Genomic DNA, 25,642 nt, shown 5'->3' on the forward strand with positions numbered 1-25,642 from the left:
CCGGCAACCGCGTCGAGGCCGTCCGAGTACATCTGCCCGCGCCCGCTCACTGGCGTGCGCCACCATGAGCGGGTGCGGCGCGTTTCACTCCGAACGGGTCAGTCGTCGGCGCCCTGGATGCGCAGCCAGAAGAAGTCCCGCGAGCCGAGCGTCAGCGTGGTGGTGCCGGTCTCGTCGAGCGGCGGGAACCAGCTGCCGCCGAACAGGTCGCGCATCCGCGCACCCGCGAACCGCTCGCCGGCCTTGACGGTGACTGCCTGCGGACGACTGGACAGGTTGCTGACGCAGAGCACGTTGCGCACCTCCAGCTCGTTCTCCTGCGCGTCCTCGTCGCTCACGCAGCGGGTGAAGGTGAGCACCGCGTCGTTGTCCGACTCGCAGATGGTGAAGTCGCCGAGCCCGAAGACCGGGTAGCGCGACCGGATCGCCAGCATCTCGCGAACCCAGTGCAGCAGCGAGGACGAGCTGCCCATCGCGGTCTCCACGTTCACGTTGTTGTAGTGGTAGACGAGGCTGGAGATGACCGGCAGGTAGAGCTTGCCGGGGTCGGACGTGCCGAAGCCGGCGTTGCGGTCCGGCGACCACTGCATCGGCGTGCGGACGGCGTCGCGGTCCTCGAGCCAGATGTTGTCGCCCATTCCGATCTCGTCGCCGTAGTAGAGGCACGGCGATCCGGGCAGCGACAGCAGCAGCGCGTGGATCAGCTCGATCTCGGCGCGACTGTTGTCCAACAGCGTGGAGAGCCGGCGGCGGATGCCGATGTTGGCGCGCATCCGGGTGTCCGGGGCGTACCAGCCGTACATCGCCGAGCGCTCCTCCGGCGTCACCATCTCCAGCGTCAGCTCGTCGTGGTTGCGCAGGAAGGTGCCCCACTGGGTGCCCGGCGGGATCGCGGGCGTCTCCTCCAGCACCTTGACGATCGAGGTGGCCTTCTCCTCACGCAGCGCGTAGTACAGCCGCGGCATGACGGGGAAGTGGAAGCACATGTGGCACTCGGGGCGTTCCTCGGTGCCGAAGTAGTCGACCACCTCGTGCGGCATCTGGTTGGCCTCGGCGAGCAGCACCCGCCCGGGGTACTCGGTGTCGACCATCTCGCGCAGGTCGGCCAGGTACTCGTGCGTCCGGGGGTGGTTCTCGCCGTTGTGCCCCTCCTCGATGAACAGGTAGGGCACGGCGTCCAGCCGGAAACCGTCGATGCCGAGATCCATCCAGAAGCGGACGATGTCGAACATCTCCTCCTTCACGGCCGGGTTCTCGAAGTTGAGGTCCGGCTGGTGGGAGAAGAAGCGATGCCAGAAGAACTGCCGGCGGACCGGGTCGAAGGTCCAGTTGGAGACCTCGGTGTCGACGAAGATGATCCGCGCGTCGGCGTACTTCTCATCCGTGTCCGACCACGTGTAGTAGTCGCCGAACGGGCCCTCGGGGTCGCTGCGGGAGGCCTGGAACCACGGGTGCTGGTCGCTGGTGTGGTTCATCACGAGGTCGGTCACGATCCGGATGCCTCGGGCGTGCGCCTGGGAGACCAACTCGATGAACTCCGGCAGCGTCCCGAACTCCGGCAGCACCTGCTTGTAGTCGGCGATGTCGTAACCGCCGTCGCGCAGCGGGGACGCGTAGAACGGCGGCAGCCACAGGCAGTCGACCCCCAGCCACTGCAGGTAGTCGAGCCGGTTGATCAGACCGCTGAAGTCGCCCGAACCGCTGCCGGTGGAGTCGCCGAAGGCGCGCACGAGCACCTCGTAGAAGACGGCCTTGCGGTACCAGTGCGGATCGTGGCGCAACCCCGGCTGATGGAGGTTGAACTGCTGCGGACTCACTGGTCAGGCGCTCCTCACGTGGATGATGTGCACCGGCTCGCCCTCGGGGCCGAGTCGGACGTAGTTGTGCTCGCCCCAGTGCCAGGTCGCACCGGTGAAGCATTCGTGCGCCGCGAACCAGCTGCCTGCCGGGAGGCCGAGCGCCTCCATATCCAGGTGAACGGTCGACTCGCGGGTGGCGTGCGGGTCGCAGTTGGCCACGACGATCATGACGTCGTCGCCGCGACGCTTGGAGAAGACCAGCAGCTGCGGGTCGTCCACGGCGTGGAAGGTGATGTTGCGCAGCCACCCGAACGCCGGATGCTCGCGGCGGATCTCGTTGAGCCGCGTCAGGTACGGCGCGAGCGACTGGCCCTCGCGTGGACCCCCGGGCTCGAAATCGGCCCAGTGCCGGTCCTTGTACTGGTACTTCTCGTTGTCCAGCTGCTCCTCGGCGCCGGGGCGTGCGACGTTCTCCACCAGCTCGTAGCCGGCGTAGATGCCGTACGTCGGCGACAGCGTCGCGGCCAGCGCGGCGCGCAGCTTCCACGCGTTCGGCCCGCCGTACTGCATGTACGGCGTGAGGATGTCGTGCGTCGTGGGCCAGAACGAGGGACGCATGTACGCCGCGGACTCGGTCGCCAGGGACTCGACGTACTCCCGCAGCTCGGCCGGGTCGTTGCGCCACGCGTAGTAGGTGTAGCTCTGCTGGAAGCCGATCTTTCCCAGTGTGTGCATCATCGCCGGCCGGGTGAACGCCTCGGCCAGCCAGATCACCTCGGGGTGCTCACGCGCGACGTCGGCGATGATCCACTGCCAGAACTCCACCGGCTTGGTGTGCGGGTTGTCGACCCGGAAGATCTTGACGCCGTGGTCGATCCACACCTGCACCACGCGGCGCACCTCGGCGTAGATGGCGTCGGGGTCGTTGTCGAAGTTGAGCGGGTAGATGTCCTGGTACTTCTTCGGCGGGTTCTCCGCGTAGGCGATGCTGCCGTCGGCGCGCGTGGTGAAGAAGTCCGGGTGCTCGGTGACCCACGGGTGGTCCGGCGAGCACTGCAGGGCCAGGTCGAGCGCCACCTCCAGGCCGGATCGCTTCGCGGCGGTGACGAATCCGTCGAAGTCGTCCCAGTCGCCGAGGTCGGCGTGCAGCGCGTCGTGGCCGCCGTCGGCGGCACCGATCGCGTACGGCGACCCGGGGTCCTTCGGACCGGCGTGCAGGCTGTTGTTGGGGCCCTTGCGGTTCGTGCTGCCGATGGGGTGCACCGGCGTCAGGTAGACGACGTCGAAGCCCATGGCCGCGATCGCGGGCAGCCGCTCTGCGGCGGTGGCGAAGGTGCCGCTGACCCAGTCGCCGTCCTCGTCCTGGTGACACCCCTCGGAGCGGGGGAAGATCTCGTACCACGCGCCGGTCAGCGCCAGTTCGCGCTCGACCAGCCAGGGGTAGGTCGTGCCGGGGCTCACGCTCTCACGCAGCGGCTGAGCGGCGAGCACCCGGCGTACGTCGGCGCCGGTGCCCGCCGACAGCCGCACGCCGGCGTCCGCCGTGGTGTCCTGCAAGCCGTCCACAGCCGCAGTGAGCACGGCGGCGGATTCTGTGTCGTAGGAACCCTTCTCGAGCGCGCGCTGCAGCACCAGCACGCCCTCGTCCAGCATCAGGTCGACGTCGACGCCGGCCGCGACCTTGATGATCGCGTCGTGCGCCCAGGTGGCGTAGGGGTCCGACCAGCCCTCGACCCGGTAGCTCCAGCGGCCCTCCCGATCCGCGCTGACCGTGGCCGTCCACAGATCGAGACCCGGGTTGATGCAGGTCATCGGCACGTGGCCGACCCGGCCCTGCGGGTCGGTGGTCACCACCGTCGCGTTCACCGCGTCGTGACCCTCGCGGAAGACGGTGGCGGAGACCACGAACTCCTCGTCCACCACCGACTTCGTCGGCAGGGTGCCCCCGTCGACGATCGGGGAGACGTCCTGCACGGGGATCCGGCCGATGGCGCGCTCGGCACCGGGAGACGGCGGAGTAGGGGAGTGTGCGCTGGTCGCGGTCGGAAGCCGACGGCTGATGGCAGGCGAATCAGTCACGCGAAGGACGCTACAAGGTTTGCCAGTCGGACGCCCCACGGCGGGTGATCCGCGCGGCTCTACCATCTTCCTCGTGAAGGCCATCCGACGTTTCCACGTCCGCACCGTGCTGCCCGAGCCGCTGGCTCCGCTGGGCGACATCGCCAGCAACCTGCGATGGTCGTGGCACAGTCGCACCAGGAACCTCTTCCGGGACATCGATCCGCAGCGGTGGGAGAGCGTGCGGCACGACCCCGTCGCGCTGCTGGCCTCGTTCTCCGCTGACGAGCTCTCCCAGCTCGCTGCCGACACCGTGCTGGTCGAGCGGGTCCACGCGGCCGCGCGCAGCCTGGAGCGCTATCTGACCGCTCCCTCCTGGTACGACGACTTCGCCGCCGACCAGGAGGCGCCGCGGGCCATCGCCTACTTCAGCGCCGAGTTCGGCATCACCCACGTGCTGCCGCAGTACTCCGGCGGTCTCGGCATCCTGGCCGGCGACCACCTGAAGTCCGCCTCCGACCTGGGCGTGCCGATCGTCGGGCTCGGCCTGTTCTACAAGACCGGTTACTTCTCCCAGTCGCTGTCCGCCGACGGCTGGCAGCAGGAGACGTACCCCGTCCACGATGCGGACGATCTCCCGCTGTCCCTGGTGCGCGAGGACGACGGCACCCCCGCCCGGGTCACCCTCGACCTTCCGGACGACCGCACCCTGCACGCCCGGATCTGGCGGGCGCAGGTTGGACGCGTGCCCCTGCTGCTGCTCGACTCCGACGTCGACGGCAACGACGACGCCGGACGTGAGCTCACCAGCCGCCTTTACGGCGGCGGCGGCGAGCAGCGGTTGCAGCAGGAGATGCTGCTCGGCATCGGCGGCGTGCGCGCCACCCGCATCTGGTCGCGGCTCACCGGCACCCCGCTGCCGGAGGTCTACCACTGCAACGAGGGACACGCGGGCTTCCTCGGCCTGGAGCGCATCAGCGAGCTGGTGACCGGCGAGGGCCTGGTGTTCGACGACGCCGTCGAGGCGGTACGGGCCGGCACGGTCTTCACCACGCACACTCCCGTCCCGGCCGGCATCGACCGCTTCGGCAAGGACCAGATCGAGCGGCACCTGAGCACCCTGCCCGGCGTACCCGTCGCCAAGGTGCTCCCGCTCGGATCCGAGACGTACGAAGGCGGCGACCCCGCCGTCTTCAACATGGCCGTGATGGGTCTGCGGCTCGCGCAGCGCGCCAACGGCGTCTCCCAGCTGCACGGCGCCGTCAGCCGCGGGATGTTCGACGGGTTGTGGCCCGGCTTCGACGACTCCGAGGTGCCGATCGCCAGCATCACCAACGGTGTTCACGCGCCGACATGGGTCGACCCGAAGGTCGTGGAGCTGGGGCAGCGCTTCGTCGGGCCCGAGCTGATCCGCGGCGAGCAGGCCTGGGAGGCGCTCGGGCAGGTGCCGGTCGAGGAGTTCTGGCGCGTCAAGCGCGAGCTGCGCGAGCAGCTGGTGCAGGACGCGCGCCGCAGGGTGCGCGAGTCGTGGCTGCTACGCGGCGCCTCGTCGGCGGAGCTGGGCTGGACCGATGAGATCCTCAGCCCCGACGTACTCACCATCGGCTTCGCGCGACGGGTGCCCACCTACAAGCGCCTCACCCTCATGCTGCGCCACCCCGCGCGGCTGCGCAGGATGCTGCTGGACCCGCAGCGCCCCATCCAGCTGGTCATCGCGGGCAAGAGCCACCCGGCGGACGAGACCGGCAAGAAGCTGATCCAGCAGATGGTGCAGTTCGCCGACGACCCGGAGATCCGCCACCGCATCATCTTCCTGCCGGGCTACGACATCGAGATGGCCCAGAAGCTCTACCCCGGCTGCGACGTGTGGCTGAACAACCCGCTGCGCCCCTTCGAGGCGTGCGGTACCTCGGGCATGAAGGCCGCGCTCAACGGCGGCCTCAACCTCTCGATCCTCGACGGGTGGTGGGACGAGTGGTACGACGGGCACAACGGCTGGGCCATCCCCACCGCCGACGGGGTGCAGGACGCCGACCGCCGCGACGACCTCGAGGCCAACGCGCTCTACGACCTCATCGAGAACAACGTCGCCGCGACGTTCTACGACCGCGACGACGACGGTCTGCCGCAGCGGTGGCTCTCGATGGTGTCGCACACCTTCACCACGCTCGGCCCGAAGGTGCAGGCGACCCGGATGGTCAAGGACTACACCCAGCAGCTCTACGCGCCCGCTGCGCAGGCCGCCCGGCGCCGCGCTCAGGACGGCTTCGCGCAGGCACGCGAGCTCGCGGCGTACAAGCAGGAAGCGGCGGCCGCCTTCCCGCACGCCCGGGTGGACCACGTCGACGCCGACGGGGTGTCCGACAGCCCACAGGTGGGCGACCAGGTGCACGTGCGCGCCTACGTGGCCCTCGGCGGGTTGCGGCCGGAGGAGGTCGACGTGCAGGTCGTGCACGGGCGTGTCTCGGAGTCCGATGAGCTGAGCGACGTCACGACGGTGCCGCTATCGTTCGTGGAGACCGAGGACGGGCCCGACGGCTCGGGCCGGCAGGTGTTCGCCGGTGACGTGACGATCCAGCGCACCGGGTCCTTCGGCTACACCGTGCGGGTGCTGCCGCGCCATGAGGGGCTCGCGAGCCCCAGCGAACTCGGCCTGGCCCTCAACGCCTGATTCGCCGTACTGTCCCTTCTCCGCCCACCATGACGGCGTTCACGTCGGTTGACGGTGTTTGAACACCGTCAACGAACGTGAACGCCGTCAGGATCATGCAGCGGTTGGCTGGCCGAGTAGTCGCAACGACGCGGCCGGGCCCCCGTCGCAGGAACCCGGCCGCGCGCAACGAGGTCAGGCGCTCTCGATGGTCTCCTTCGACTTGGCGATCGCGAACCCCCAGGCCTGCGCGACCTTCGGCTTCGGCGGGATCGACACCTCGTCGGGGTTGGTCACGATGTCCAGCAGCGCGGGCCGGCCGCTCGCCAGCGCCCGCTGGATCGCCGGGGCGACCTCGTCGGGGTCGGTGACGCGTACGGCGTCCAGTCCCATCGCCGCTGCGACGGCTGCGATGTCCGGGTTGTCCAGCTCGGTGCCGAACTCGGGCAGGCCGCCCTGCTCCTGCTCGAGCTTCACCATGCCGAGGCGCCCGTTGTCGAAGACGACGAACGTCGCCGGCAGGTCGTAGGTGACCGCCGTACGCAGGTCGCCGAGCAGCATCATCAGGCCGCCGTCACCGCAGCAGGCGATGACCTGGCGCGACCGGTCGAGGGCCTGGGCACCGAGTGCCTGCGGCATCGCGTTGGCCATCGAGCCCAGGTTGTAGGAGCCGAGCAGCCGGCGGGTGCCGGAGAACTCGATGAAGCGGGAGAGCCAGACGGTCGACATGCCGGTGTCGCTGGTGAAGATCGCGTCGGGGTCGGCATGATCGTTCAGCGCCTTCGCCACGATCTCCGGGCGGATCAGCTTGTCGGGATTATCGCCCAGGCTGCGCAGCCGGCCGAGCAGCTTCTTGTCGTGATCGGGGTCGGTGAGGCGCTGCTGGGCCTCGTGCCAGGTGGCGTAAGCCTTCGTCGCCTTGTCGAGGTGGCGACCGGACGGTCGCTTCTCCGGCAGCTGGGGGAGCAACGCGTCGAGCGTGGGCCCGACGTGGCCGACCAGTGCGTGCTCGACGTTGATCCGTCGCCCGATGTGCTCGGCCCGCGCGTCGAGCTGGATGACCGTCTTGCCCTTCGGCAACCACTCCCGGTAGGGGAAGTCGGTGCCGACCAGGAAGAGCACGTCGCAGTCGTCCAGCGCCTTCGCGGCCGCCGGGTTGCCGATGAGGCCGGACTGTCCGACGGCATGGGGGTTGTCGTGCTCCAGACCCTCTTTGGCCTTGAGCGTCAACACCATCGGCGCCTGCAGGCGTTCGGCGAGGTCGAGCACTCGGCGGCGCGACTCGCGGGCGCCGCGTCCGACCAGCAGCGTGACCGCGTCGGCGTCGGCCAGCACCGCCGCCGCCTCCTGGATCTGGCTCACCGGTGCGGCTGCCTCGGCGGGCCGCGGCGCGAAGCGTGGCGCCGCGTCGTCCGGCAGCTTCAGATCGCCGATGTCACCGGGGAGCGTCAGCACGGCGACGCCCTGTTGCGCGTACGCGGTGTTGACCGCCTGCTCCAGGATCTGCGGCATCTGCGCGGCGGAGGTGACGGTGTGCGTGAAGACCGACACGTCGCTGAAGAGGACGTCGTTGTTGACCTCCTGGAAGAACTCACTGCCCATCTCCTCGGTGGGCACCTGTCCGCAGACCGCGAGGACGGGCACGTGCGACTTCTTGGCGTCGTAGAGCCCGTTCAGAAGGTGGATCGAGCCCGGCCCGACGGTGCCCATGCAGACCCCGATGGTGCCGGTCAGCTGGGCCTGAGCGCCGGCCGCGAACGCCGCGGCCTCCTCGTGGCGCACCCCGATCCACTCGATGCGGTCCTCGCGGCGGATCGCGTCGGTGACGGGGTTGAGCGCGTCTCCGACGACCCCCCAGACGGTCGTGACGCCGTGGTCTGCCAGGGCGGTGACGAGGTTCTCGGCGACGTTCACTGTCGGTCTCCTAGCGTTGGTGGGAGCGTTGGGGGACGAACCGGTCTGGGCTCGCGGTGTCCCAGTCGTCGATCCAGGTCTGCGGCGCTCCCGCGAGCAGCTGGCCGGGCGAAAGCCATTCGTACATCTCGTAGTACGACTGCGTCTGGGTCGCGTCGATGTTGCGGCGCAGCATGTGCGGGCTGAGCTCCTCGGGACGGGTGGCGCCGAGCGTGGCCATCATGGACGCCGCCTGCTTCACCGTGGCCTCCTGGTAGCGCTTGACGCGCATGCTCTTGTCGCCGACGTCGAGCGCCCGCGCCCGCGCCTCGCTCTGGGTGGCGACGCCGACCGGGCATTTGTCCGTGTGGCACTTCTGGGACTGGATGCAGCCGACTGCCATCATCATGGCGCGCGCGGAATTCGTGTAGTCAGCGCCCTGGATGAGCCGCTTGACGACGTCGCTGCCACCGACGACCTTGCCGCTGGCGCCGATCCGGATCTTGTCGCGCATACCGATGCCGACCAGGGCGTTGTGCATGATCATCAGCCCGTCGGTGAGCGGCATGCCCACGTGGTCCTCGTACTCCAGGGGCGCCGCTGCCGTGCCGCCCTCGCTGCCGTCCACGATGATGAAGTCCGGCGCGGTGCCGACCTGCAGGATCGCCTTGCAGATCGCGAGCACGTCGCGGCGCGAACCGACGCACAGCTTGAAGCCGGTCGGCTTGCCGCCCGTGACCTCGCGCAGTCGCGCCACGAACTCGATGAGCTCCACGGGGGAGTGGAACGCTGTGTGGGCGGCGGGACTCACACACTTCTGGCCCTGGGGTACGCCGCGTACCTCGGCGATCTCCTTGGTCACCTTCGCTGCGGGAAGCACCCCGCCGATGCCGGGCTTGGCGCCCTGGCTCAGCTTGATCGAGACGCACTTGACCTGATCGCGGTTCGCCTTGTCGGCGAACTGGCTCTCGTCGAAGTGCCCGTCCTTGGTGCGGGTGCCGAAGTAGCCTGACCCGATCTCCCAGACCAGGTCGCCGTTGTGCTCCTCGTGGTACTTGGACAGGCCGCCCTCGCCGGTGTCATGCGCGAAACCGCCCATCTCGGCGCCCTTGTTCAGCGCCCGGATCGCATTGGCCGAGATCGCACCGAAGCTCATCGACGACACGTTGACCAGCGCCATGCTGTACGGCTTGCGACAGTCCGGACCGCCCACCATCACCCGCGGCGGGTTGTCGGGTGCCTCCAGCGGAGTGGTGCTGTGCACCAGGTACTCGTACCCGGGTTGGTAGACGTCGCGCTCGGTGCCGAAGGAGAGCTCGGCGGCCGTGCCCTTCGCGCGCTCGTAGACCATCGTGCGGGTGTCGCGGTCGAACGGCCTGCCGTCCCAGTTCTTCTCGATGAAGTACTGCTGGATCTCCGGGCGGATCTCCTCCAGGAGATAGCGCATGTGACCCACCACCGGGTAATTGCGCAGCACCGAGTGCTTCTTCTGGATGAGGTCGCGCGCCGCAAGTGCCGCGACGGCCCCGGCGCCGATGCCGAGCCCGGTGAGTTTGCCCATACGTCCTACTCCTGCACTGTCAGAGGGAGGTTCATGACGGAGTACCCACGGCCCGCACTCTCTAACGACGTACCGGCTGTGGCTGGAACGTAGCCCAGCTTGCTGACACGCCGCTGTGGTCTGCCCGTTCCGCCACCTGCGCAGCCGTGGAACGATGCGATGTGCCTTCGGAGCCCCCCGAGCCCAGTCCGCCGACGCCCGCGGATCCCTGGTACCGCCAGTACGTGGCGCACCCCGACCACGGGCCGCTGCCGGTCCTGCTGCTGCTCCTCACCGCGAGCACCGGGGTGGTCGACGCGGTCAGCATCCTGAGCCTCGGCCGGGTATTCGTCGCCAACATGACCGGCAATGTCGTCTTCATCGGCTTCGCCCTCGCCGGCGCACCGGGGTTCTCCCTGGTCGCCTCCTTGGTGGCACTCGTCGGGTTCCTCGTCGGCGCGGGTCTGGGTGGCACTGTGGTCACGCGGTACGGCGGGCACCGAGGAGTCCTGTTGCGCAACGCCGTTGCCGCGGAGGCCGCTCTCCTGCTCGCAGCCGCGCTGGTGCTGCTGATCGACGGCCGGCCCTACACCGCCGCCGGCGTCGACGTGGCCGTCGCCCTTGCCGCGGTCGCGCTCGGGCTGCGCAACGCCGCAGTGCGCCGCCTCGCAGTCCCCGACTTCACCACCACCGTGCTCACCATGACGCTCACCGGCATCGCTGCGGACCTGCGGCAGCGCAATATCGCGGTCGTCGTACGCCGCATCATCGCCATCGCCGCCATGCTGGTGGGCGCCCTGATCGGCGCGCTGCTCGTGTCGCACACCGATCCGAGCACCGGTCTCCTCCTCAGCGCCGTGATCGCCGTGGCGGTGGCCGTCGCCGCCGCAGTGGTGAGTCGACGACCGCAGGACTGGCAGCGCGGATAGCGCGGGCCGCGGTGCGGCAGGGATGCTGGCGGGCGCGGAGTCCTCTCGCTCCGTACGATGACCGGGTGTTCGCCCCCTCACGTACCTGACCGGAGCGGTGCTGGTGGTGCTGGCTCTGCAGGCCGGGTACGCGCTGCTGCGCGGCAAGCCGATCGACGACCCGATGTTCTGGACCGGTCTGGTCGCCGAGGGACTGATCGTGGTCCAGTTGGTGGTCGGTATCGCTCTCTCGGGTCACGGCGGGCACGGCATGTCCGCGGCGCTCTTCATCGCCTACCTCGCCGGCCTGGTGGTGGCCCTGCCGCTCGCGGGTGTCTGGGCCGTCGCCGAGCGGGAGTCCCGGTCCAGCTCCGGCGTCATTCTCGTCGCGGGGCTCGGACTGCTCGTCATGCTGGTGCGGTTGGTGCAGATCTGGAACGGACACGGATGAGGCGCTCGCGCATCGGTCCGGTCGACGAAGGGAAGAGCCGAATGCAGTGGTCCGGAGTCCGTAACACGGCCGTGGCGCTGGGCGTGCTCGCCCTCGTGGGGTGCGGAGGCAGCGCACCGACGGCGACACCGCCGCATGTCGGGGCGAACGGCTCGACGTCCGCCTCGTCCGCGCCGTCGGGCGGGTCCTCGTCCGGTACGACGACGCCGTCGTCACCAGCGTCCCCATCCTCCCCGTCGTCCTCGGCAGCCGACCCGCTCGGCACGTTGCCGACGTCCTCGTTCCGGCCCTCGCTGATCACCGCCGCGCAGGTCGCTGCGTATGCGTCGGACATGGTCGCGTACGACGCCGGCGCGGCCGACTCGCAGAGCGGTGACGTGGTCGGCACCGGTGGCACCTGTCCGGCACTGGCGAAGCTCATCAACTCCGACGACGTCTTCTCCACGGCGCCCGCGCACAAGGAGCAGACGGCGTACGACAACTCCGGTGCGATCTCATCGGTGTCGGACCTGCGCGACGTCGAGGAGACTCTCGAGAGCTATCCGGCGCTGGACACCGCACGCGAGCTCGGGGGGTTGCGCACCAACATCGCCGGCTGCCACTCCGCGCTGAAGTCGTCCGACGGTACGACGGTCCTCGTGACCCCCGGCACGGCTCCGACGGGCTACGGCACGGGCGCGCTCGCCTTCCAGGAGCGGGTCACCGTCCACGGCACCGTCGTACGGGCGGACTGCCTCGCCATCGCCTCCGGCCACAACGTGCTGGGGCTCGTCGCGGGGCAGCTCAGTGCAGCCCAGGAGGCTTCCCTGCTGCGTGCCGCCTGGTCCGACCTCGGCCACCCGGCTGGGTCGATCTGACGTGCGGGTCAACTCCGGATTCGGGCGCATCCTCGTCGCCCTCTACGCGCTGTTCGCCCTGGCCGCGACCGGGCGGTCGGTCCTGCAGATCTCGCAGACCTGGCCGCACCCGGCCCTGCCCTACCTGCTGTCCGCGCTGGCAGCGGTGGTCTACATCGTGGCCACCGTCGCGCTGGGTCGTGGGGGGCGATCGCAACGCGCGGATCGCTTTGTACACCATCAGCTTCGAGCTGCTCGGCGTGATCGCGGTCGGCATCTGGAGCTACGCCGACGGCTCGGCGTTCGTCGCTCAGGGTCAAGCCGGCGACACGACGGTCTGGGCGAAGTTCGGGCAGGGTTACGGCTACGTGCCGCTGCTCCTGCCGATCCTCGGCCTGTGGTGGTTGCGCCACACCCGACGCGACGTGCCCGCGGGCGCCGGCCGCACGGATGAGCGCTGACCTGCGACCCTGACGCAGTTACGCACGAGGGACACAGGTAGACCTGTGTCCCTCGTGCGTAACTGCGTCACAGTCGGTGCCTGCAAGCGGCCGTCACATGGAACCGATGTCACCCAGGAAGTCCGCGATCGCCCGGCCCAGCGCCTTGTCGGCGACGGCACTCATGTGGTCGCCGGGGACGATCGTGAGTCGACCGTTGGGGAGCGCCTCGGCGAGCTCCTGCGGTGAGCCGTTGTCCTGGTCCTGTTCGCCGCACACGACGAGGGTCGGCTGCACGATGGCCGACAGGTCGTCGGCAGGGGTGTCCTGGAAGGACTCCAGCACCCGCAGCAGTGCGACCGGGTCGCCGCCGACCTTGCGCAGGAACGACTGGCTCTTCCACTGCGGTGAGTAACGCGGGAATTCCTCTGTGCTGGTGAGCACCTCGCGGAAGTGCTCACCACGCCCGCCGGTGCGGGTGATGCCGGTGAGGCCCATCCCGCCGAGGACGGCGCGACCGGGAGTGGCGCCGCGCACGAGCATGCGAGCCGTCGTACGGGCGCCGAGCGAGTAGCCGCCGAGGTCGTAGTCGTCGAGTCCGAGGTGCTCGACCAGTGCGAAGCCGTCATCGGCCAGCACGTCGCCCCGGTACCGCTGCGGATCATGGGGTTTCGCGCTGTCGCCGTGCCCGCGCAGGTCGGGCATCACGACCCGGTAGCCGCGGTCGGCGATGGTCCGCGCGTGCCCGTACGCGATCCAGTTGACCCGCGCGGTGGAGAAGAACCCGTGGATGAGCACGAGTGTCCTGCCCTGGCCGACCTCATGGAAGGCGAGCCGCTCGCCGTCGTACGCCTCGAAGTAGGAGACCACCTCACGCCCCCTGGAAGATCGCGAGCGTCGCCGGCGGCACGTCGTACGGCGCCCCGACGGTCGTCTCCACCTGCGGCACGTCATCCATCCTCTCGAACCGGCTGTCCCACAGCAGTTTCCACGCAGTCACTCCGGCCTGCCCCGGCAGGGTCACCGACGCATCGTGCGCGCTGCCGTGGAAGAGCAGCAGCAGGCGGTCGTCGCCGATGTCGGCGCCGTCGAACACCACGGACATGGTGCGGGTGCGGCCGTCGTTCCACTGCTCGGCCGTGAGGACCCGCCCGTCCAGTGCGTGCCAGTGCAGTGCCGGCAGCGCGTCTCCGTCGACGGGGGTGCCCGGGAAGAAGTGCCGTTGACGCAGCACGGGGTGCCGGCGTCGCAGGTCGAGCAGATGACGCACCGAGTCGTTGAGGTCGCGTTGCCAGTCCGCCAGATCCCAGTCGTACCAGGAGATCTCGCTGTCCTGGCAGTACGGGTTGTTGTTTCCGTGCTGAGTGCGACCGAACTCGTCGCCGCCGGTCAGCATGGGCACGCCGGCGGACAGCAGCAGGGTGCCGAGCAGGTTGCGCATCGACCGCCGCCGCAGCGCCTCGACACCCTCTGTGGCGTCGACGTGACCCTCGATCCCGTGGTTCCAGGAGCAGTTGTTGTCGCTGCCGTCGCGGTTGCCCTCGCCGTTGGCGCCGTTGTGCTTGGAGTTGTACGCCGTGAGGTCGGCCACGGTGAATCCGTCGTGCGCCGTCACGAAGTTGATCGACGCGAGCGGCCCCCGCCGTGCATCGCGGAAGAGGTCGGCCGATCCGGCGATCCGGGTGCCGAGCTCGCGCACCCCGTGACCGTCCTCCCCGGCCGCATCGCGCGCCAGGTCGGGGAGCCAGAAGGTGCGCACGGTGTCGCGGAAGCGGTCGTTCCACTCCCCGAACGGCGGCGGGAACTGCCCGGTGCGCCAGCCGTGGATGCCGAGGTCCCATGGCTCGGCGATGAGCTTGACGTCCGAGAGCACCGGATCGGTGCGCAGGGCCATCAGGAACGGGTGGTCCGGGTGGTAGCCGTCGTCACGGCCCCGCGCCAGCGCCACCGCCAGATCGAAGCGGAAGCCGTCGACGTGCATCTCCTGCACCCAGTAGCGCAGTGAGTCCAGCACCATCCGCACGGTGATCGGGTGCCTCAGGTCGAGGGTGTTGCCGCACCCGGTGACGTCGATGTCGTCGCCGCGCTCGTCGAGGCGGTAGTACGCGCGGCTGTCCAGCCCACGCCACGCCAGCGTCGAACCGCCGGCCGCGCTCTGCTCGCAGGTGTGGTTGTAGACGACGTCGAGCAGCACCTCGATGCCGGCGGCGTGCAGCAGCTTGATCATCCCCTTGAACTCGGCAACCGCCTCGACCGGCTCTGTCGCGGCGGCGTAGGGAAGGTGCGGGGCGAAGAAGCCGAGCGTGTTGTAGCCCCAGTAGTTGCTCATCCCGCGCTGCACGACGTGCGGCTCGGAGACGGACGCGTGCACGGGCAGCAGCTCCACGGTGGTGATCCCCAGGCGTCGCAGGTGCGCGATCGTCGTGGGGTGGGCCAGTCCGGCGTACGTGCCGCGCAGCTCGTCCGGCACGCCGGGCAGGTCGTGGGTCATGCCGATCACGTGGGTCTCGTAGATGACGGTGTCGCACCACGCGGTCATGGGCGCGCGCTCGTCGCCCCAGTCGAAACCGTCGCCGACGACCACGCTGCGCGGGACGAACGCCGCGCTGTCCCGGTCGTCGCGCACGTCGGCGGGTTCGCCGACCGCGAGCGACTGGTCGACGACCGTGCCGTAGACCTCCGGGCGCCAGTCGACGGAGCCCTCGATGGCGCGCGCGTACGGGTCGAGCAGCAGCTTGGCGGGGTTGTGCCGCTGACCGTTCGCCGGGTCCCAGTCCCCGTCGACCCGATAGCCGTACCGCTGCCCCTGCGTCACACCCGTCACATACGTGGACCAGGTGCCGTGCACGTGGCGCACCATTGGGATCCGGCGCTCGGCGCCGGCGTCGTCGAAGAGGCACAGCTGCACGCCGGTGGCGTGGCCCGCGTAGACCGCGAACTCCGCGCCGTCGCCGGTGAGGGTGGCGCCGTACGGCGGCGGGACGTGGTCGGGGCGGCGCGGGGCGGGCATGGGCGTCAGCGTAAAGACCCCGGGTATCTTGACGGGATGACTGATCCGACCTCGATGCCCAACTTCCCCCCGCCCGCCGGCGAACACCCCCTGCGTGGGCGGGTGTTGGACGTTCTGCAGGACATGCAGGCACAGCCCGACATCGACGCCGACGGCGACGTGAGCTTCACCGTGCAGGAGCAGCAGCTCTTTGCGCGCTGCACGGAGGGCGAAGTGAGCCTGCTGCGCATCTTCGGCCAGTGGCAGATCACCGACGACATGCCCGACGACCTGGTCAAGCAGCTGCTGGCCTGCAACGACGTCACGCTCAGCCTGAACATCATCAAGACCGGCATCGCCAACGGCACCCTCGTGGTGTCCGGCGAGCACCTGGTCCAGGACGGCGACAACCTGGAGATGATGGTCGCCTCCACCACGCAGATGGTGCTGCAGGCCGTCCAGCTGTGGCACCAGACCGTGCTCGGCGAGGGTCCGCACGTCGCCAACACCGACCCGGCCGACCTGCCCGGCCCTGACGATGCCCCCGGCGCCGGCAACGACGGCGAGGTCTGAGGGTGACCGACGCACCATCGAGGTACGGGGAGTTCGTCTCCCTCGAGGTGGCCGAGGGCATCGGCGTCATCCGTATCGACCGTCCCAAGATGAACCCGCTCAACGGCGAGGTCCAGGAGGGCCTGCGGTCCGCCGCGATCGAGGCCTCCGACCGCGACGACGTCTCCGCGGTCATCCTCTACGGCGGGGAGAAGGTCTTCGCCGCGGGCGCTGACATCAAGGAGATGCAGCGCCTGGAGTACGTCGACATGGTCACCCGCGCGCCGCGGTTGCAGGCCTGCTTCGCCGCCATCGCGGCCATCCCGCAGCCCACGGTCGCGGCCATCGCCGGCTACGCGCTCGGCGGCGGCTGCGAGCTGTCGATGACGTGCGACTTCCGCATCGCCGCGAACGACGCGAAGCTCGGCCAGCCGGAGATCCTGCTCGGGATCATCCCCGGCGCCGGCGGCACCCAGCGCCTCACCCGCCTGGTCGGACCCGCCCGCGCCAAGGACATCGTCTTCTCCGGTCGGATGGTGGCGGCGACCGAGGCGCTGGAGATCGGCCTGGTCGACGAACTGTGCGAACCCGGCTCCGTGCTCGAGGCCGCGAAGGCCCGGATGAGCCGTTACGTCGGCGGTCCCAGGTCGCGCTGCGCGCCGCCAAGGAGGCCATCGACCGCGGTCAGGACGTCGACCTCGACACCGGCCTGGCCATCGAATCTGCCCTGTTCGCGGGACTGTTCGCCACGCAGGACCGCGCGACGGGCATGGCGTCGTTCGTGCAGGAGGGTCCGGGCAAGGCGCGGTTCGCCGGTCGCTGAAATCTGCGGCGGCAGGCTGTTACTCGCCAGTAACGTGGTGGCGTAACCTAGGTATCAAGCCTGCGGGACCATGTCGGGATCGCCGAACGACGCGTCGTACGACCGCGTCATCGCCCGTCACCATTCATCGAGCACCACGTCAACGAAGGGCTAGGACATGAACATCGTCGTCTGCGTCAAGTACGTGCCGGACGCTCAGAGCGACCGCACGTTCAGTGACGACCACACCACCGACCGCACCAACGTTGACGGTCTCCTGTCGGAGCTCGACGAGTACGCGGTCGAAGAGGCGCTGAAGCTCGTCGAGGCGAGCGAGGGTGAGGTCACCGTGCTCACGGTCGGCCCCGACGTCGCGGTCGAGGCGGTCAAGAAGTCGCTGAAGATGGGCGCCCACAAGGGTGTGCACGTCTGCGACGACGCGATCCACGGCTCGGACGCCGGCGCCACCTCCCTGGTGCTCGCCAAGGCCATCGAGAAGATCGGCAAGCCCGACCTCGTGCTCACCGGTCTCGCCTCCACCGACGGCACCATGAGCGTCGTCCCGGCCATGCTCGCCGAGCGTCTCGGCCTGCCGCAGGTCACGCAGGTGTCGGAGCTCTCCGTCGCCGACGGGTCGGTCAAGGGTCGCCGCGACACCGACATCGCGTCGGAGACCGTCGAGGCGTCGATGCCCGCACTCGTGGGCGTGACCGACCAGATCAACGAGCCGCGCTACCCCTCGCTGAAGGGGATCATGGCCGCCAAGAAGAAGCCGGTCGAGACGTGGTCCCTGTCCGACCTCGGTCTGGATGCCGCCCAGGTGGGCTTCGAGGGGTCCTGGACCAAGGTCGTCGACGTCACCCAGCGTCCGGCCCGCGAGAAGGGCGAGGTGCAGCCCGACGAAGGCGACGGCGGCACCAAGCTCGTGGAGTTCCTGAGCAAGTCCAAGCTCGTCTGACGCTGCGCTACCCCAGAAGGAGACGTAACACCCATGGCTGAAGTCCTCGTCCTGGTCGACCACACCGACGGTGCGGTCAAGAAGACCTCTGCGGAGCTGCTCACCATCGCCCGTCGGATCGGCACGCCGTCCGCCGTCTTCATCGGCTCGCAGGTGGAGGCCGCACGGCCCCGCCTCGCGCAGTTCGGCGCCGAGAAGGTCTACGTCGTCGACAACGCCGACGTCACCGACTATCTCGTCGCGCCGCTGGCCGAGGCCCTGGAGGCCGTGGTCAAGCAGGCCGGCGACGTCGCGGCGGTCCTGGTGCCCACCAGCGGCACCAACAAGGAGGCCGCCGCCCGTCTCGCGGTCAAGCTGGAGTCCGGCCTGATCACGGACGCGCAGGACGTGCAGCCGGGGGACGACGGCATCGTGGTGACCCAGACCGCGTTCGCCGGCGGTTACACGCTGCAGGGCGTGGTCACCCAGGGCACCCCGATCATCACGGTCAAGCCGAACACCACCCCGCCGCAGGCCTCCCAGGCCGGTGCGCAGGTCGTGCCGGTCGAGCTGACGGTGTCCGACACCGCCAAGGGCGCCAAGATCACCGAGGTCCAGGAGAAGAAGAAGTCCGGTCGCCCGGAGCTCACCGAGGCCGCCATCGTGGTCTCCGGTGGCCGCGGCACCGGCGGTGACTTCTCCCCGGTCGAGAGCTTCGCCGACGTGCTCGGCGCCGCGGTCGGCGCGTCCCGTGCCGCTGTCGACGCCGGGTGGTATCCGCACAGCAACCAGGTCGGGCAGACCGGTAAGCAGGTCTCGCCGCAGCTGTACGTCGCCTGCGGCATCTCCGGCGCGATCCAGCACCGGGCGGGCATGCAGACGTCCAAGACCATCGTCGCGGTCAACAAGGACGAGGAGGCGCCGATCTTCGAGCTGGTCGACTTCGGCGTCGTCGGCGACCTGTTCAACGTCCTTCCGCAGGCCACCGAGGCCGTGAAGAAGGCCAAGAGCTGACGCACTGACGCTCACGACGCCCCCTGCACCCGCGCCGGTGCGGGGGGCGTCGTACGTCGTGACCCCTCCGGCCGGTGGGAGGATGAGCGCATGCCAGCCCAGGTCGTCGCCGTCCACGTCAGCGGGGTGCACGAGTTCAGCAAGCAGGCCGTGGAACGCATCATGCTCGACGAGGGGCTCGGCGTACGCGGCGACGCGCACTACGGCGTCACCGTGCAGCACCGCTCCCGGGTGGCCCAGGACCGAGTCAGCCCAACCTGCGCCAGGTGCACCTGATCCCGGTCGAGGTGCTCGAGGAGCTGGGACGTGCCGGGTACGACGTCGCGCCCGGTGACCTCGGCGAGAACATCACCACCCGCGGCATCGCCCTGCTCGACCTGGCGGTCGGCACCCGGCTGACGATCGCGGGCGCCACCGTGACGGTGATGGGCCTGCGCAACCCGTGCCGGCAGATCGAGGACTTCCGCCCCGGGCTGCTGAAGCGTCTGGTGCACACCACCGACGACGGGCGGGTCGAACGCCTCGCCGGGGTGATGGGCGTGGTGTCGCGTGGGGGCACCGTCGCGCACGGAGATCCGATCGAGGTCGAGCCGCCGCCCGGGCCGGCGATGCCGCTCACCCGCGTCTGAGGTCCGCATGGCTTGTCAAGGCCCGCTCGGCCCGAAACGCATACCGGATCGGGCTGCCCATGCCCGTTCTGGCCCGCTCGATCCCGAACGCACGGCCCCCGTCGTACGAAGCCGTCTGAGACGCTGAGGGCATGAGCCCCAAGGTCGCCACCACCACCCACGTCGATGCCGCCGCCCTCGCCGACTTCGTCCGCCCGCGGCACCGGTTCGTGCTGATCACCACCCGCAAGGACGGCTCGGCCCAGGCATCACCGGTCACCGGCGGCGTCGATGCGCAGGGTCGCCTGGTCATCTCCTCCTATCCCGAACGCGCCAAATCCCGCAACGCCGCACGCGATCCGCAGGTGAGCGTGCTGGTGCTGTCCGAGGAGTTCGACGCCGAGTGGGTGCAGGTCGACGGCGAGGCGGAGGTGCTGTCGGGTGAGGACGCCGTCGAGCCGCTGGTGGAGTACTTCCGGGTCATCTCCGGGGAGCATTCGGACTGGGATGAATACCGCGAGGCCATGCGCCGGCAGGGCAAGTGCCTGATCCGGGTCATTCCCACCCGCTGGGGCCCGATCGCGACCGGCGGCTTCCCGCCCCGGCTCGCGGACTGATCTTTCGGACATGCAGATGGGGGCGGATATGCCCCGATCTGCATGTCCAAAACGCGGGGGGGGGCTACTTGGCCGATGTCGACCAGGCCGCTGCCGCCCGCTTGCTCGTCGGTGAGGTCAACTGCAGCAGCGTCCAACTGCGCGGCTGTGCGCCCTTGGGCACCCAGAAGATGATCGTGTAGCGCCCCGATCCGTTCGGCTTCACCAGCGTGCTGGTGAGGCTCTCGCCGGGCGAGGGGACGCTGCCGAAGCGGCACGTCCGGCCGCCGCCGTCCAGCAGCACGAACTGCCGCCGATCGACGTACGCCTCAGCACCCCGCGCGGTGACCGAGAGGCTGACGGCCACGCCGTCGACGTCGCCGGGGACGGTCGGGGACGGCCCGAGCGTGCGAGGGGTCGGCGCCTGCGCCGTGACAATGACGCCGATACCGCCGTTGATGATCGAGGTCGTCCGGCCGAAGTGCGCGGTCGCGACGCCCTTGCGGTCGTACGCGGTGCGTGGCCCGTCGCACGCATCGGTCACCGTGCTGTGCGGCGCGGTGCCCTGCTTGGACCACTTCGCGAGCGCGCGCCGGTCGGTCGGGTTCTCCACGTAGACGACCGAATAGTTCGCCAGGTCGGCGTCCGCCGGCACCAGGAAGGCGACGTTGCCGTCGGCGCCGCGCTGCTCGTCGATCGTCGTGAGGGGGAAGGCGCCGGCCAGGGGTTGTGCGCGGGCCGCGGGCACGCCCTGCCCTGCGGATCGAGCATCACGAGCGACCCGGGGGAGACGACGTACGACCCGTTCTGCACCACCCGCGCCGACATGTGCACCGACGCGATGCGGTAGCTGCTCTCCCCGCTGGAGACCTGCGACAGGGTGGGCGCACCGACCTGGGTGGCCACCGCGCGGTGGTCGGGGGTCGGGACGGGCACGTCGTACGCCGTCGCGCCGCCGGAGTAGGACACGTCCTTGGGGCCGGAGCATCCGCTGGGTGCGACGACGGTGGTGCGGACGGCCCTGGCGGGCGCGCCGTGGCTGCAGCCCGTGAGCACGGACGTCGCGAGAACGGCGAGTGCGGCGGGACCGCCGAGGCGCGTGGCGCGGGAGAACAAAGCGGGCCTCTCATCGGGTGGGATCAGCGAGCAGTCTGCCAAAGACGGGGAGCGGGCGCGGGCGGGTCCCAGGACCGGCTCGTAGAATCGGCCGATGCCCCACTACCTCGACCATGCCGCGACGACGCCTGCGCTGCCGCAGGTCGTCACCGCCATGGCCGAGCAGATGGCCGTCCCGGGCAACGCCTCGTCGCTGCACACGGCCGGCCGTGCGGCCCGGCGCGTCGTGGAGGAGTCACGCGAGATCATCGCGGCCGGGCTCGGCGCCGGACCGTCCGAAGTCGTCTTCACCTCCGGGGGCACCGAGTCGGACAACCTCGCGGTCAAGGGCCTGTACTACCAGCGCCGGGCCGACGACCCGCGGCGTACCCGGCTGATCGTCTCGGCCATCGAGCACCATGCGGTGCTCGACTGCGTCGACTTCCTGGTGGAGTACGAGGGGGCGCGGATCACCTGGGTCGAGCCCGACCCGCTCGGCCGGATCGACCCCGCACGCGTGCGCGCGGCCATCGAGCAGGATCCCGAGGACGTCGCCCTCGTGTCGGTGATGTGGGCCAACAACGAGGTCGGCACGGTGCAGCCGATCGCCGAGATCACCTCCGTGGCCCACGAATTCGGCATTCCCATGCACACGGACGCGGTCCAGGCCATGGGTCACCTGCCGATCGACTTCGCAGCGGTCGGGGCCGACCTCCTCACCGCCAGCGGGCACAAGATCGGCGGACCGCTCGGCGTGGGGGTGCTCCTCGCCCGGCGTGACGTGCGGCTGCGACCGCTGACTCAGGGCGGTGGCCAGGAGCGCGGGCTGCGCAGCGGCACCCTGGACGTCGCCGCGATCCGCGGGATGGCGGTCGCGACGGCCCTGGTGACCGAAGGCCGGGCCGCCGAGAGCGACCGGCTGGCGTCGTTGCGGGACAAGATGATCCGCGGTGCGCTCGACGCGGGTTTCGACATCACGGTGAGCGGGCCGCACGAGGTCGGTGACGTCGAACGGCGGTTGCCCGGCAATGTGCACCTGCTCGTGCCGGACTGCGACGGGGATTCCCTGCTCTACCTGCTCGACGCCGCGGGCATCGAGTGCTCGACCGGGTCGGCCTGCCAGGCCGGCGTGCCGCGTCCGAGCCATGTGCTCCTCGCGATGGGCGTGCCGGAGGCCCGCGCTCGCGGCGCGCTGCGCCTCTCGCTGGGTCACACCTCCGACGACAGCGACGTCGCGGCGTTCCTCGACGCGCTTCCGGCCGCTGTCGAGCGCGCCCAGCGCGCCCACCACGCGGGCCGCGCCGGCGCCCGCTCGAAGGACCACTGATGCGCGTCGTGGCCGCCATGAGCGGCGGGGTCGACTCGGCGGTGGCCGCCGCCCGGATGCTCGACGCCGGACACGAGGTGGTCGGTGTGCACCTGGCGCTGTCGCAGTCCGCGGCGACCCTGCGCGAATCCGCGCGCGGGTGCTGCACCATCGAGGACGCCGGCGACGCCCGACGGGTCGCCGACCGGCTCGGCATCCCCTTCTACGTGTGGGACATGGCCGACCGGTTCCGCGAGGACGTGATGGAGGACTTCGTCGCGGAGTACGCCGCCGGCCGCACCCCCAACCCGTGCCTGCGCTGCAACGAGCGCATCAAGTTCGCGGCGTTGCTGGACAAGGCGCTCGCGCTCGGTTTCGACGCGGTCGCGACGGGGCACTACGCGCAGATCGTCGACGGCCCGGACGGCCGGGAGCTGCACCGGGCGGTCGACCCGGCCAAGGACCAGTCCTACGTGCTCGGGGTGCTGGACGCCGAGCAGCTCTCGCGCTCGTTCTTCCCGCTCGGCGACACCACCAAGCCGCACATCCGCGAGGAGGCGGCCGCGCGCGGGTTCTCGGTCGCCAAGAAGCCGGACAGCCACGACATCTGTTTCATCGCCGACGGCGACACGAAGGGCTGGCTGACCGGACGGCTCGGCACGGCTCCCGGCGAGATCGTCGACGACTCCGGCGAGGTGGTCGGCACCCACGAGGGGGCGTTCGCCTATACCGTCGGGCAGCGCCGCGGCCTCGGGCTGAAGGTGCCGCGCGAGGACGGCGCCAAGCGGTACGTCGTCGAGGTGCAACCCGCGACCCGACGGGTCGTCGTCGGCACCGCCGAACTGCTGGGCGTGGACCTGCTGGACGCCGATCACGGCCGGTGGTGCGGCCCGGCACCGGCCGGTGAGGTGCGGGTGGGCGCTCAGGTGCGAGCCCACGGCGAGGAGGTCCCCGCGACCGCGACCGCCGACGGCGACCGGGTGCAGGTGCGCCTGGATCGTCGCATCCGCGGCGTGGCGCCCGGCCAGTCCGTCGTGCTCTACGACGGCACCAGGGTCGTCGGATCGGCCACCATCGCGCGCACCGGCCGCGTCGAAGCCTCCGCCTGACGCAGGCACGCCGGCGACCACGCATATTTCCTACCCGGACCGGGCCGGTCGGCCGCATCCGACGGGGAGGACGGGTCACAATGGCCGAGCGCCGGTGCACGCCGGCGACAGGGTGAAGGAGTGCTGGATGTCGGTCCGTCAGATCGTGGGGGTGGCTGCGGCCGCTGTGGTCCTGGCTGCGTGCGGTGGGGGAGGCAGCGCCCCGACGGTCCACAGCGCGACCTCCACATCGCCCAGCTCGACCAGTCCCTCCTCGTCGTCGAGCTCGTCCTCGCCGACGCCCAGCAGTTCCAGCAGCTCGAGCAGCGCGTCGGGCATCTCGGCGTCGGTGCAGACCGGGCAGTGCCTGATCGACACCCTGACCTACCAGGTCGTGCCCTGCACGCAGACGCACGTCTACCAGGTCACCGCGGTGGTCAGGAACTCCAGCGTCAATACCGACCCGACGGCGCGTCAGGTGCTGCGGCAGGAGACCTGCAACGCCTCGCTGGTCAAGTTCAGCGGTGGGGCGCCGGTGGGTCTGCTGGCCGTCGGAAACCCCGTGGCCCTGGTCGACGACCCGCTCAACTCCACCCGGATCGTGTGCCTGATGCACCTGCGCACGGACGGTGACGAGGCCAACCTGCCGATCAACTACACATTGCAGGACGCGTTGAAGGGTGCGAACGCGTTCAAGTACACCTTCTGCGTCGACAAGGTGGCGAAGAACTTCAAGATCGTGAAGTGCTCCTCGCCGCACGTGGGTCAGACCACCGGCGGGTACCTGTCCGGCCGGTACATCGACAAGTTCCCCGGCGACGCCCACCTGATCGCGCAGCGGGCTCAGTTCTGCCCGCCGCTGGCGCAGGCCTTTCTCAGCACGAAGTCACGTAAGGATGTCGTCGAGGACGGCCTCTACGTCACCAAGACGGCCTGGGCACAGGGCGACCGGTACGCCGCCTGCTTCGTCAAGGTCACGTCGGGCACCGTCAAGAAGTCGCTGCAGGGGATCGGTACGAAGCCGTTGACCTCCTATCGCTGAGTCGGCGGAGGACCAGCTGGTCGCCCGCGTCGCACCGCGGGCCACCGGCATCGGGTCGTGGCCGGGCACCGATCCACGACGCGCCAACGGGCTGATCCGCGATCTGCTCGCCGAGGACGGACTGCCCTACCTTGTGGAACTCCCGGATCGGGGCCCGGGCGCCGACCTGGTGGGTCGGACCGCCGCGCTGCTGCCGGACCTGAGCGTCGATCTGCAGCCGAGCGGGTGGCGGCTGTCCGGCGGACGGGGACGGGACGCCGCGCGCGGTGCGGCGTACCTGCGCCAGGACCTGGACGAGCTCGCCGAGGCCTACGACGGCTACGTCGGTGAGCTGAAGCTCTCGCTGTGCGGTCCGTGGACCCTCGCTGCCGCCGTCGCGCTCCCCAGGGGTGAGAAGGCGCTGTCCGATCCCGGCGCCTGCCGCGACCTGCGTCAGGCGCTCCTCGCCGCAGCGACCGACCATGTCGACCGGGTCCGGTCGCTGGTGCCGGGGGCCGATGTCGTGCTGCAGTTCGACGAGCCCTCGCTCACCGCCGTCCTGACCGGCAGTGTGCCGACGGCGTCGGGTTTCTCCCGGTTGCGCAGCGTCGACGAGCAGACCGCCCGGGAGGCTCTCACGGAATTGACCGCCGGGCTGGCCGCGCGAACGCGATCGATCGTCGTGCACACGTGCGCTCCGTCCCCGCCGCTGCGGATGCTCGCCGAGGTGCCGGATCTGAGCGTGGCCCTCGATGTCGCCCTGCTGGGCGGCGCGGAGTGGGACCTGGTCGCGGAGGCCGTCGAGGCGTCCCGCGCTCCGTGGCTGGGTCTGGTGCCCACCGATGCCACCGGCACGCACCCGGGCAGGTACGTCGAGCGCGTGCTCGCGATGTGGCGCCGCCTCGGGCTGCCCGACGCCGATCTGTCGACGCTCACGTTGTCGCCCGCCTGCGGACTCGCCGGTCGCTCACCGGACGCGGCGCTCGGCGTCGCACGACTGGTGCAGGCAGCCGCCCACGAGCTGGGGGAGATCGCGCAGGGCTCGTGACGGCGTTGTGT

General features: G+C 70.1%; 23 protein-coding genes and 1 pseudogene. 16 read left to right on the forward strand and 8 right to left on the reverse strand.

Annotated elements, in window-relative coordinates:
- Positions 1–98: 98 nt before the first annotated feature.
- Together treS and LVQ62_RS08835 are read right to left on the reverse strand one after the other, a co-directional pair.
- The gene (gene treS / locus LVQ62_RS08830) at positions 99–1,817 is read right to left on the reverse strand and encodes a maltose alpha-D-glucosyltransferase (RefSeq protein WP_208053023.1); all 1,719 of its coding nucleotides are present in this window, start codon (positions 1,815–1,817) and stop codon (positions 99–101) included.
- Between the two features lie 3 nt (positions 1,818–1,820).
- A complete protein-coding gene (locus LVQ62_RS08835) occupies positions 1,821–3,878 on the reverse strand; it encodes an alpha-1,4-glucan--maltose-1-phosphate maltosyltransferase (RefSeq protein WP_370639690.1) in 2,058 nt (685 codons plus the stop codon).
- A gap of 73 nt (positions 3,879–3,951) precedes the next feature.
- Between LVQ62_RS08835 and glgP the strand changes: the two genes are divergently transcribed.
- Positions 3,952–6,528 (forward strand): alpha-glucan family phosphorylase, encoded by a 2,577-nt coding sequence (glgP, locus tag LVQ62_RS08840; protein ID WP_233767547.1) that lies wholly within the window; start codon positions 3,952–3,954, stop codon positions 6,526–6,528.
- A 174-nt stretch (positions 6,529–6,702) separates the two neighbouring features.
- Here the strand turns inward: glgP and LVQ62_RS08845 are convergent, their stop codons facing one another.
- Entirely contained in the window at positions 6,703–8,421 is a 1,719-nt protein-coding gene (locus tag LVQ62_RS08845; RefSeq protein WP_208053026.1) for a thiamine pyrophosphate-dependent enzyme, read from the reverse strand.
- Positions 8,422–8,431: 10 nt separating this feature from the next.
- The gene (locus tag LVQ62_RS08850) at positions 8,432–9,961 is read right to left on the reverse strand and encodes an FMN-binding glutamate synthase family protein (protein WP_179481953.1); all 1,530 of its coding nucleotides are present in this window, start codon (positions 9,959–9,961) and stop codon (positions 8,432–8,434) included.
- A 161-nt stretch (positions 9,962–10,122) separates the two neighbouring features.
- Between LVQ62_RS08850 and LVQ62_RS08855 the strand changes: the two genes are divergently transcribed.
- The 4 genes from LVQ62_RS08855 to LVQ62_RS17815 all read left to right on the forward strand — a co-directional run bounded on the left by LVQ62_RS08855 (position 10,123) and on the right by LVQ62_RS17815 (position 12,596).
- Positions 10,123–10,869 (forward strand): YoaK family protein, encoded by a 747-nt coding sequence (locus tag LVQ62_RS08855; protein WP_208053027.1) that lies wholly within the window; start codon positions 10,123–10,125, stop codon positions 10,867–10,869.
- A gap of 106 nt (positions 10,870–10,975) precedes the next feature.
- Entirely contained in the window at positions 10,976–11,299 is a 324-nt protein-coding gene (locus tag LVQ62_RS08860) for a hypothetical protein (RefSeq protein ID WP_233767550.1), read from the forward strand.
- 41 nt (positions 11,300–11,340) lie between these two features.
- On the forward strand, positions 11,341–12,156 hold the full coding sequence (locus LVQ62_RS08865; protein WP_208053029.1) for a hypothetical protein: 816 nt from the start codon (positions 11,341–11,343) through the stop codon (positions 12,154–12,156).
- A 209-nt stretch (positions 12,157–12,365) separates the two neighbouring features.
- Positions 12,366–12,596 (forward strand): hypothetical protein, encoded by a 231-nt coding sequence (locus tag LVQ62_RS17815; RefSeq protein ID WP_370639691.1) that lies wholly within the window; start codon positions 12,366–12,368, stop codon positions 12,594–12,596.
- Between the two features lie 93 nt (positions 12,597–12,689).
- Here the strand turns inward: LVQ62_RS17815 and LVQ62_RS08875 are convergent, their stop codons facing one another.
- Both LVQ62_RS08875 and glgX read right to left on the reverse strand, forming a co-directional pair.
- On the reverse strand, positions 12,690–13,445 hold the full coding sequence (locus tag LVQ62_RS08875) for an alpha/beta fold hydrolase (protein ID WP_208053030.1): 756 nt from the start codon (positions 13,443–13,445) through the stop codon (positions 12,690–12,692).
- A 1-nt stretch (position 13,446) separates the two neighbouring features.
- On the reverse strand, positions 13,447–15,585 hold the full coding sequence (glgX, locus tag LVQ62_RS08880; protein WP_233767554.1) for a glycogen debranching protein GlgX: 2,139 nt from the start codon (positions 15,583–15,585) through the stop codon (positions 13,447–13,449).
- Positions 15,586–15,621: 36 nt separating this feature from the next.
- Here glgX and LVQ62_RS08885 point away from each other — a divergent pair, with 36 nt between their 5' ends.
- The 7 genes and pseudogenes from LVQ62_RS08885 (at position 15,622) to LVQ62_RS08910 (ending at position 20,094) form a co-directional block, all read left to right on the forward strand.
- Positions 15,622–16,137, forward strand: a complete 516-nt coding sequence (locus LVQ62_RS08885; RefSeq protein WP_179481940.1) for an LptE family protein — start codon at positions 15,622–15,624, stop codon at positions 16,135–16,137.
- 2 nt (positions 16,138–16,139) lie between these two features.
- A pseudogene (locus LVQ62_RS08890) lies at positions 16,140–16,939 on the forward strand (enoyl-CoA hydratase/isomerase family protein).
- Positions 16,940–17,096: 157 nt separating this feature from the next.
- A complete protein-coding gene (locus tag LVQ62_RS08895) occupies positions 17,097–17,876 on the forward strand; it encodes an electron transfer flavoprotein subunit beta/FixA family protein (protein ID WP_208053032.1) in 780 nt (259 codons plus the stop codon).
- A gap of 33 nt (positions 17,877–17,909) precedes the next feature.
- Positions 17,910–18,869 carry an electron transfer flavoprotein subunit alpha/FixB family protein gene (locus tag LVQ62_RS08900; protein WP_208053033.1) on the forward strand — a complete coding sequence of 320 codons (960 nt, stop codon included), beginning with the start codon at positions 17,910–17,912 and terminating at the stop codon, positions 18,867–18,869.
- A gap of 90 nt (positions 18,870–18,959) precedes the next feature.
- Positions 18,960–19,145 carry a hypothetical protein gene (locus LVQ62_RS17820; protein ID WP_370639692.1) on the forward strand — a complete coding sequence of 62 codons (186 nt, stop codon included), beginning with the start codon at positions 18,960–18,962 and terminating at the stop codon, positions 19,143–19,145.
- Positions 19,136–19,498: an MOSC domain-containing protein gene (locus LVQ62_RS08905; protein WP_370639693.1), complete on the forward strand. Its 363-nt coding sequence runs from the start codon at positions 19,136–19,138 to the stop codon at positions 19,496–19,498. Before LVQ62_RS17820 ends, LVQ62_RS08905 begins: the two co-directional genes overlap by 10 nt.
- Positions 19,499–19,629: 131 nt before the next feature.
- Positions 19,630–20,094, forward strand: a complete 465-nt coding sequence (locus LVQ62_RS08910) for a PPOX class F420-dependent oxidoreductase (protein WP_233767556.1) — start codon at positions 19,630–19,632, stop codon at positions 20,092–20,094.
- A gap of 64 nt (positions 20,095–20,158) precedes the next feature.
- Here the strand turns inward: LVQ62_RS08910 and LVQ62_RS08915 are convergent, their stop codons facing one another.
- Positions 20,159–20,821, reverse strand: a complete 663-nt coding sequence (locus tag LVQ62_RS08915) for a hypothetical protein (protein WP_233767558.1) — start codon at positions 20,819–20,821, stop codon at positions 20,159–20,161.
- 462 nt (positions 20,822–21,283) lie between these two features.
- Here LVQ62_RS08915 and LVQ62_RS08920 point away from each other — a divergent pair, with 462 nt between their 5' ends.
- Entirely contained in the window at positions 21,284–22,495 is a 1,212-nt protein-coding gene (locus tag LVQ62_RS08920; RefSeq protein ID WP_208053036.1) for a cysteine desulfurase family protein, read from the forward strand.
- Positions 22,495–23,583, forward strand: a complete 1,089-nt coding sequence (gene mnmA, locus LVQ62_RS08925; RefSeq protein WP_208053037.1) for a tRNA 2-thiouridine(34) synthase MnmA — start codon at positions 22,495–22,497, stop codon at positions 23,581–23,583. The genes LVQ62_RS08920 and mnmA overlap by 1 nt, the downstream gene beginning before the upstream one ends.
- A gap of 138 nt (positions 23,584–23,721) precedes the next feature.
- Here the strand turns inward: mnmA and LVQ62_RS08930 are convergent, their stop codons facing one another.
- A complete protein-coding gene (locus tag LVQ62_RS08930) occupies positions 23,722–23,901 on the reverse strand; it encodes a hypothetical protein (protein ID WP_208053038.1) in 180 nt (59 codons plus the stop codon).
- A gap of 10 nt (positions 23,902–23,911) precedes the next feature.
- Here LVQ62_RS08930 and LVQ62_RS08935 point away from each other — a divergent pair, with 10 nt between their 5' ends.
- A complete protein-coding gene (locus LVQ62_RS08935) occupies positions 23,912–24,604 on the forward strand; it encodes a septum formation family protein (protein ID WP_208053039.1) in 693 nt (230 codons plus the stop codon).
- A 133-nt stretch (positions 24,605–24,737) separates the two neighbouring features.
- Complete coding sequence (locus LVQ62_RS08940) at positions 24,738–25,631, forward strand: methionine synthase (protein ID WP_233760971.1); 894 nt, start codon at positions 24,738–24,740, stop codon at positions 25,629–25,631.
- Positions 25,632–25,642: the final 11 nt, after the last annotated feature.

The sequence above is a fragment of the Allobranchiibius sp. GilTou73 genome, assembly GCF_021391335.1.
GTDB lineage: Bacteria > Actinomycetota > Actinomycetes > Actinomycetales > Dermatophilaceae > Allobranchiibius > Allobranchiibius huperziae.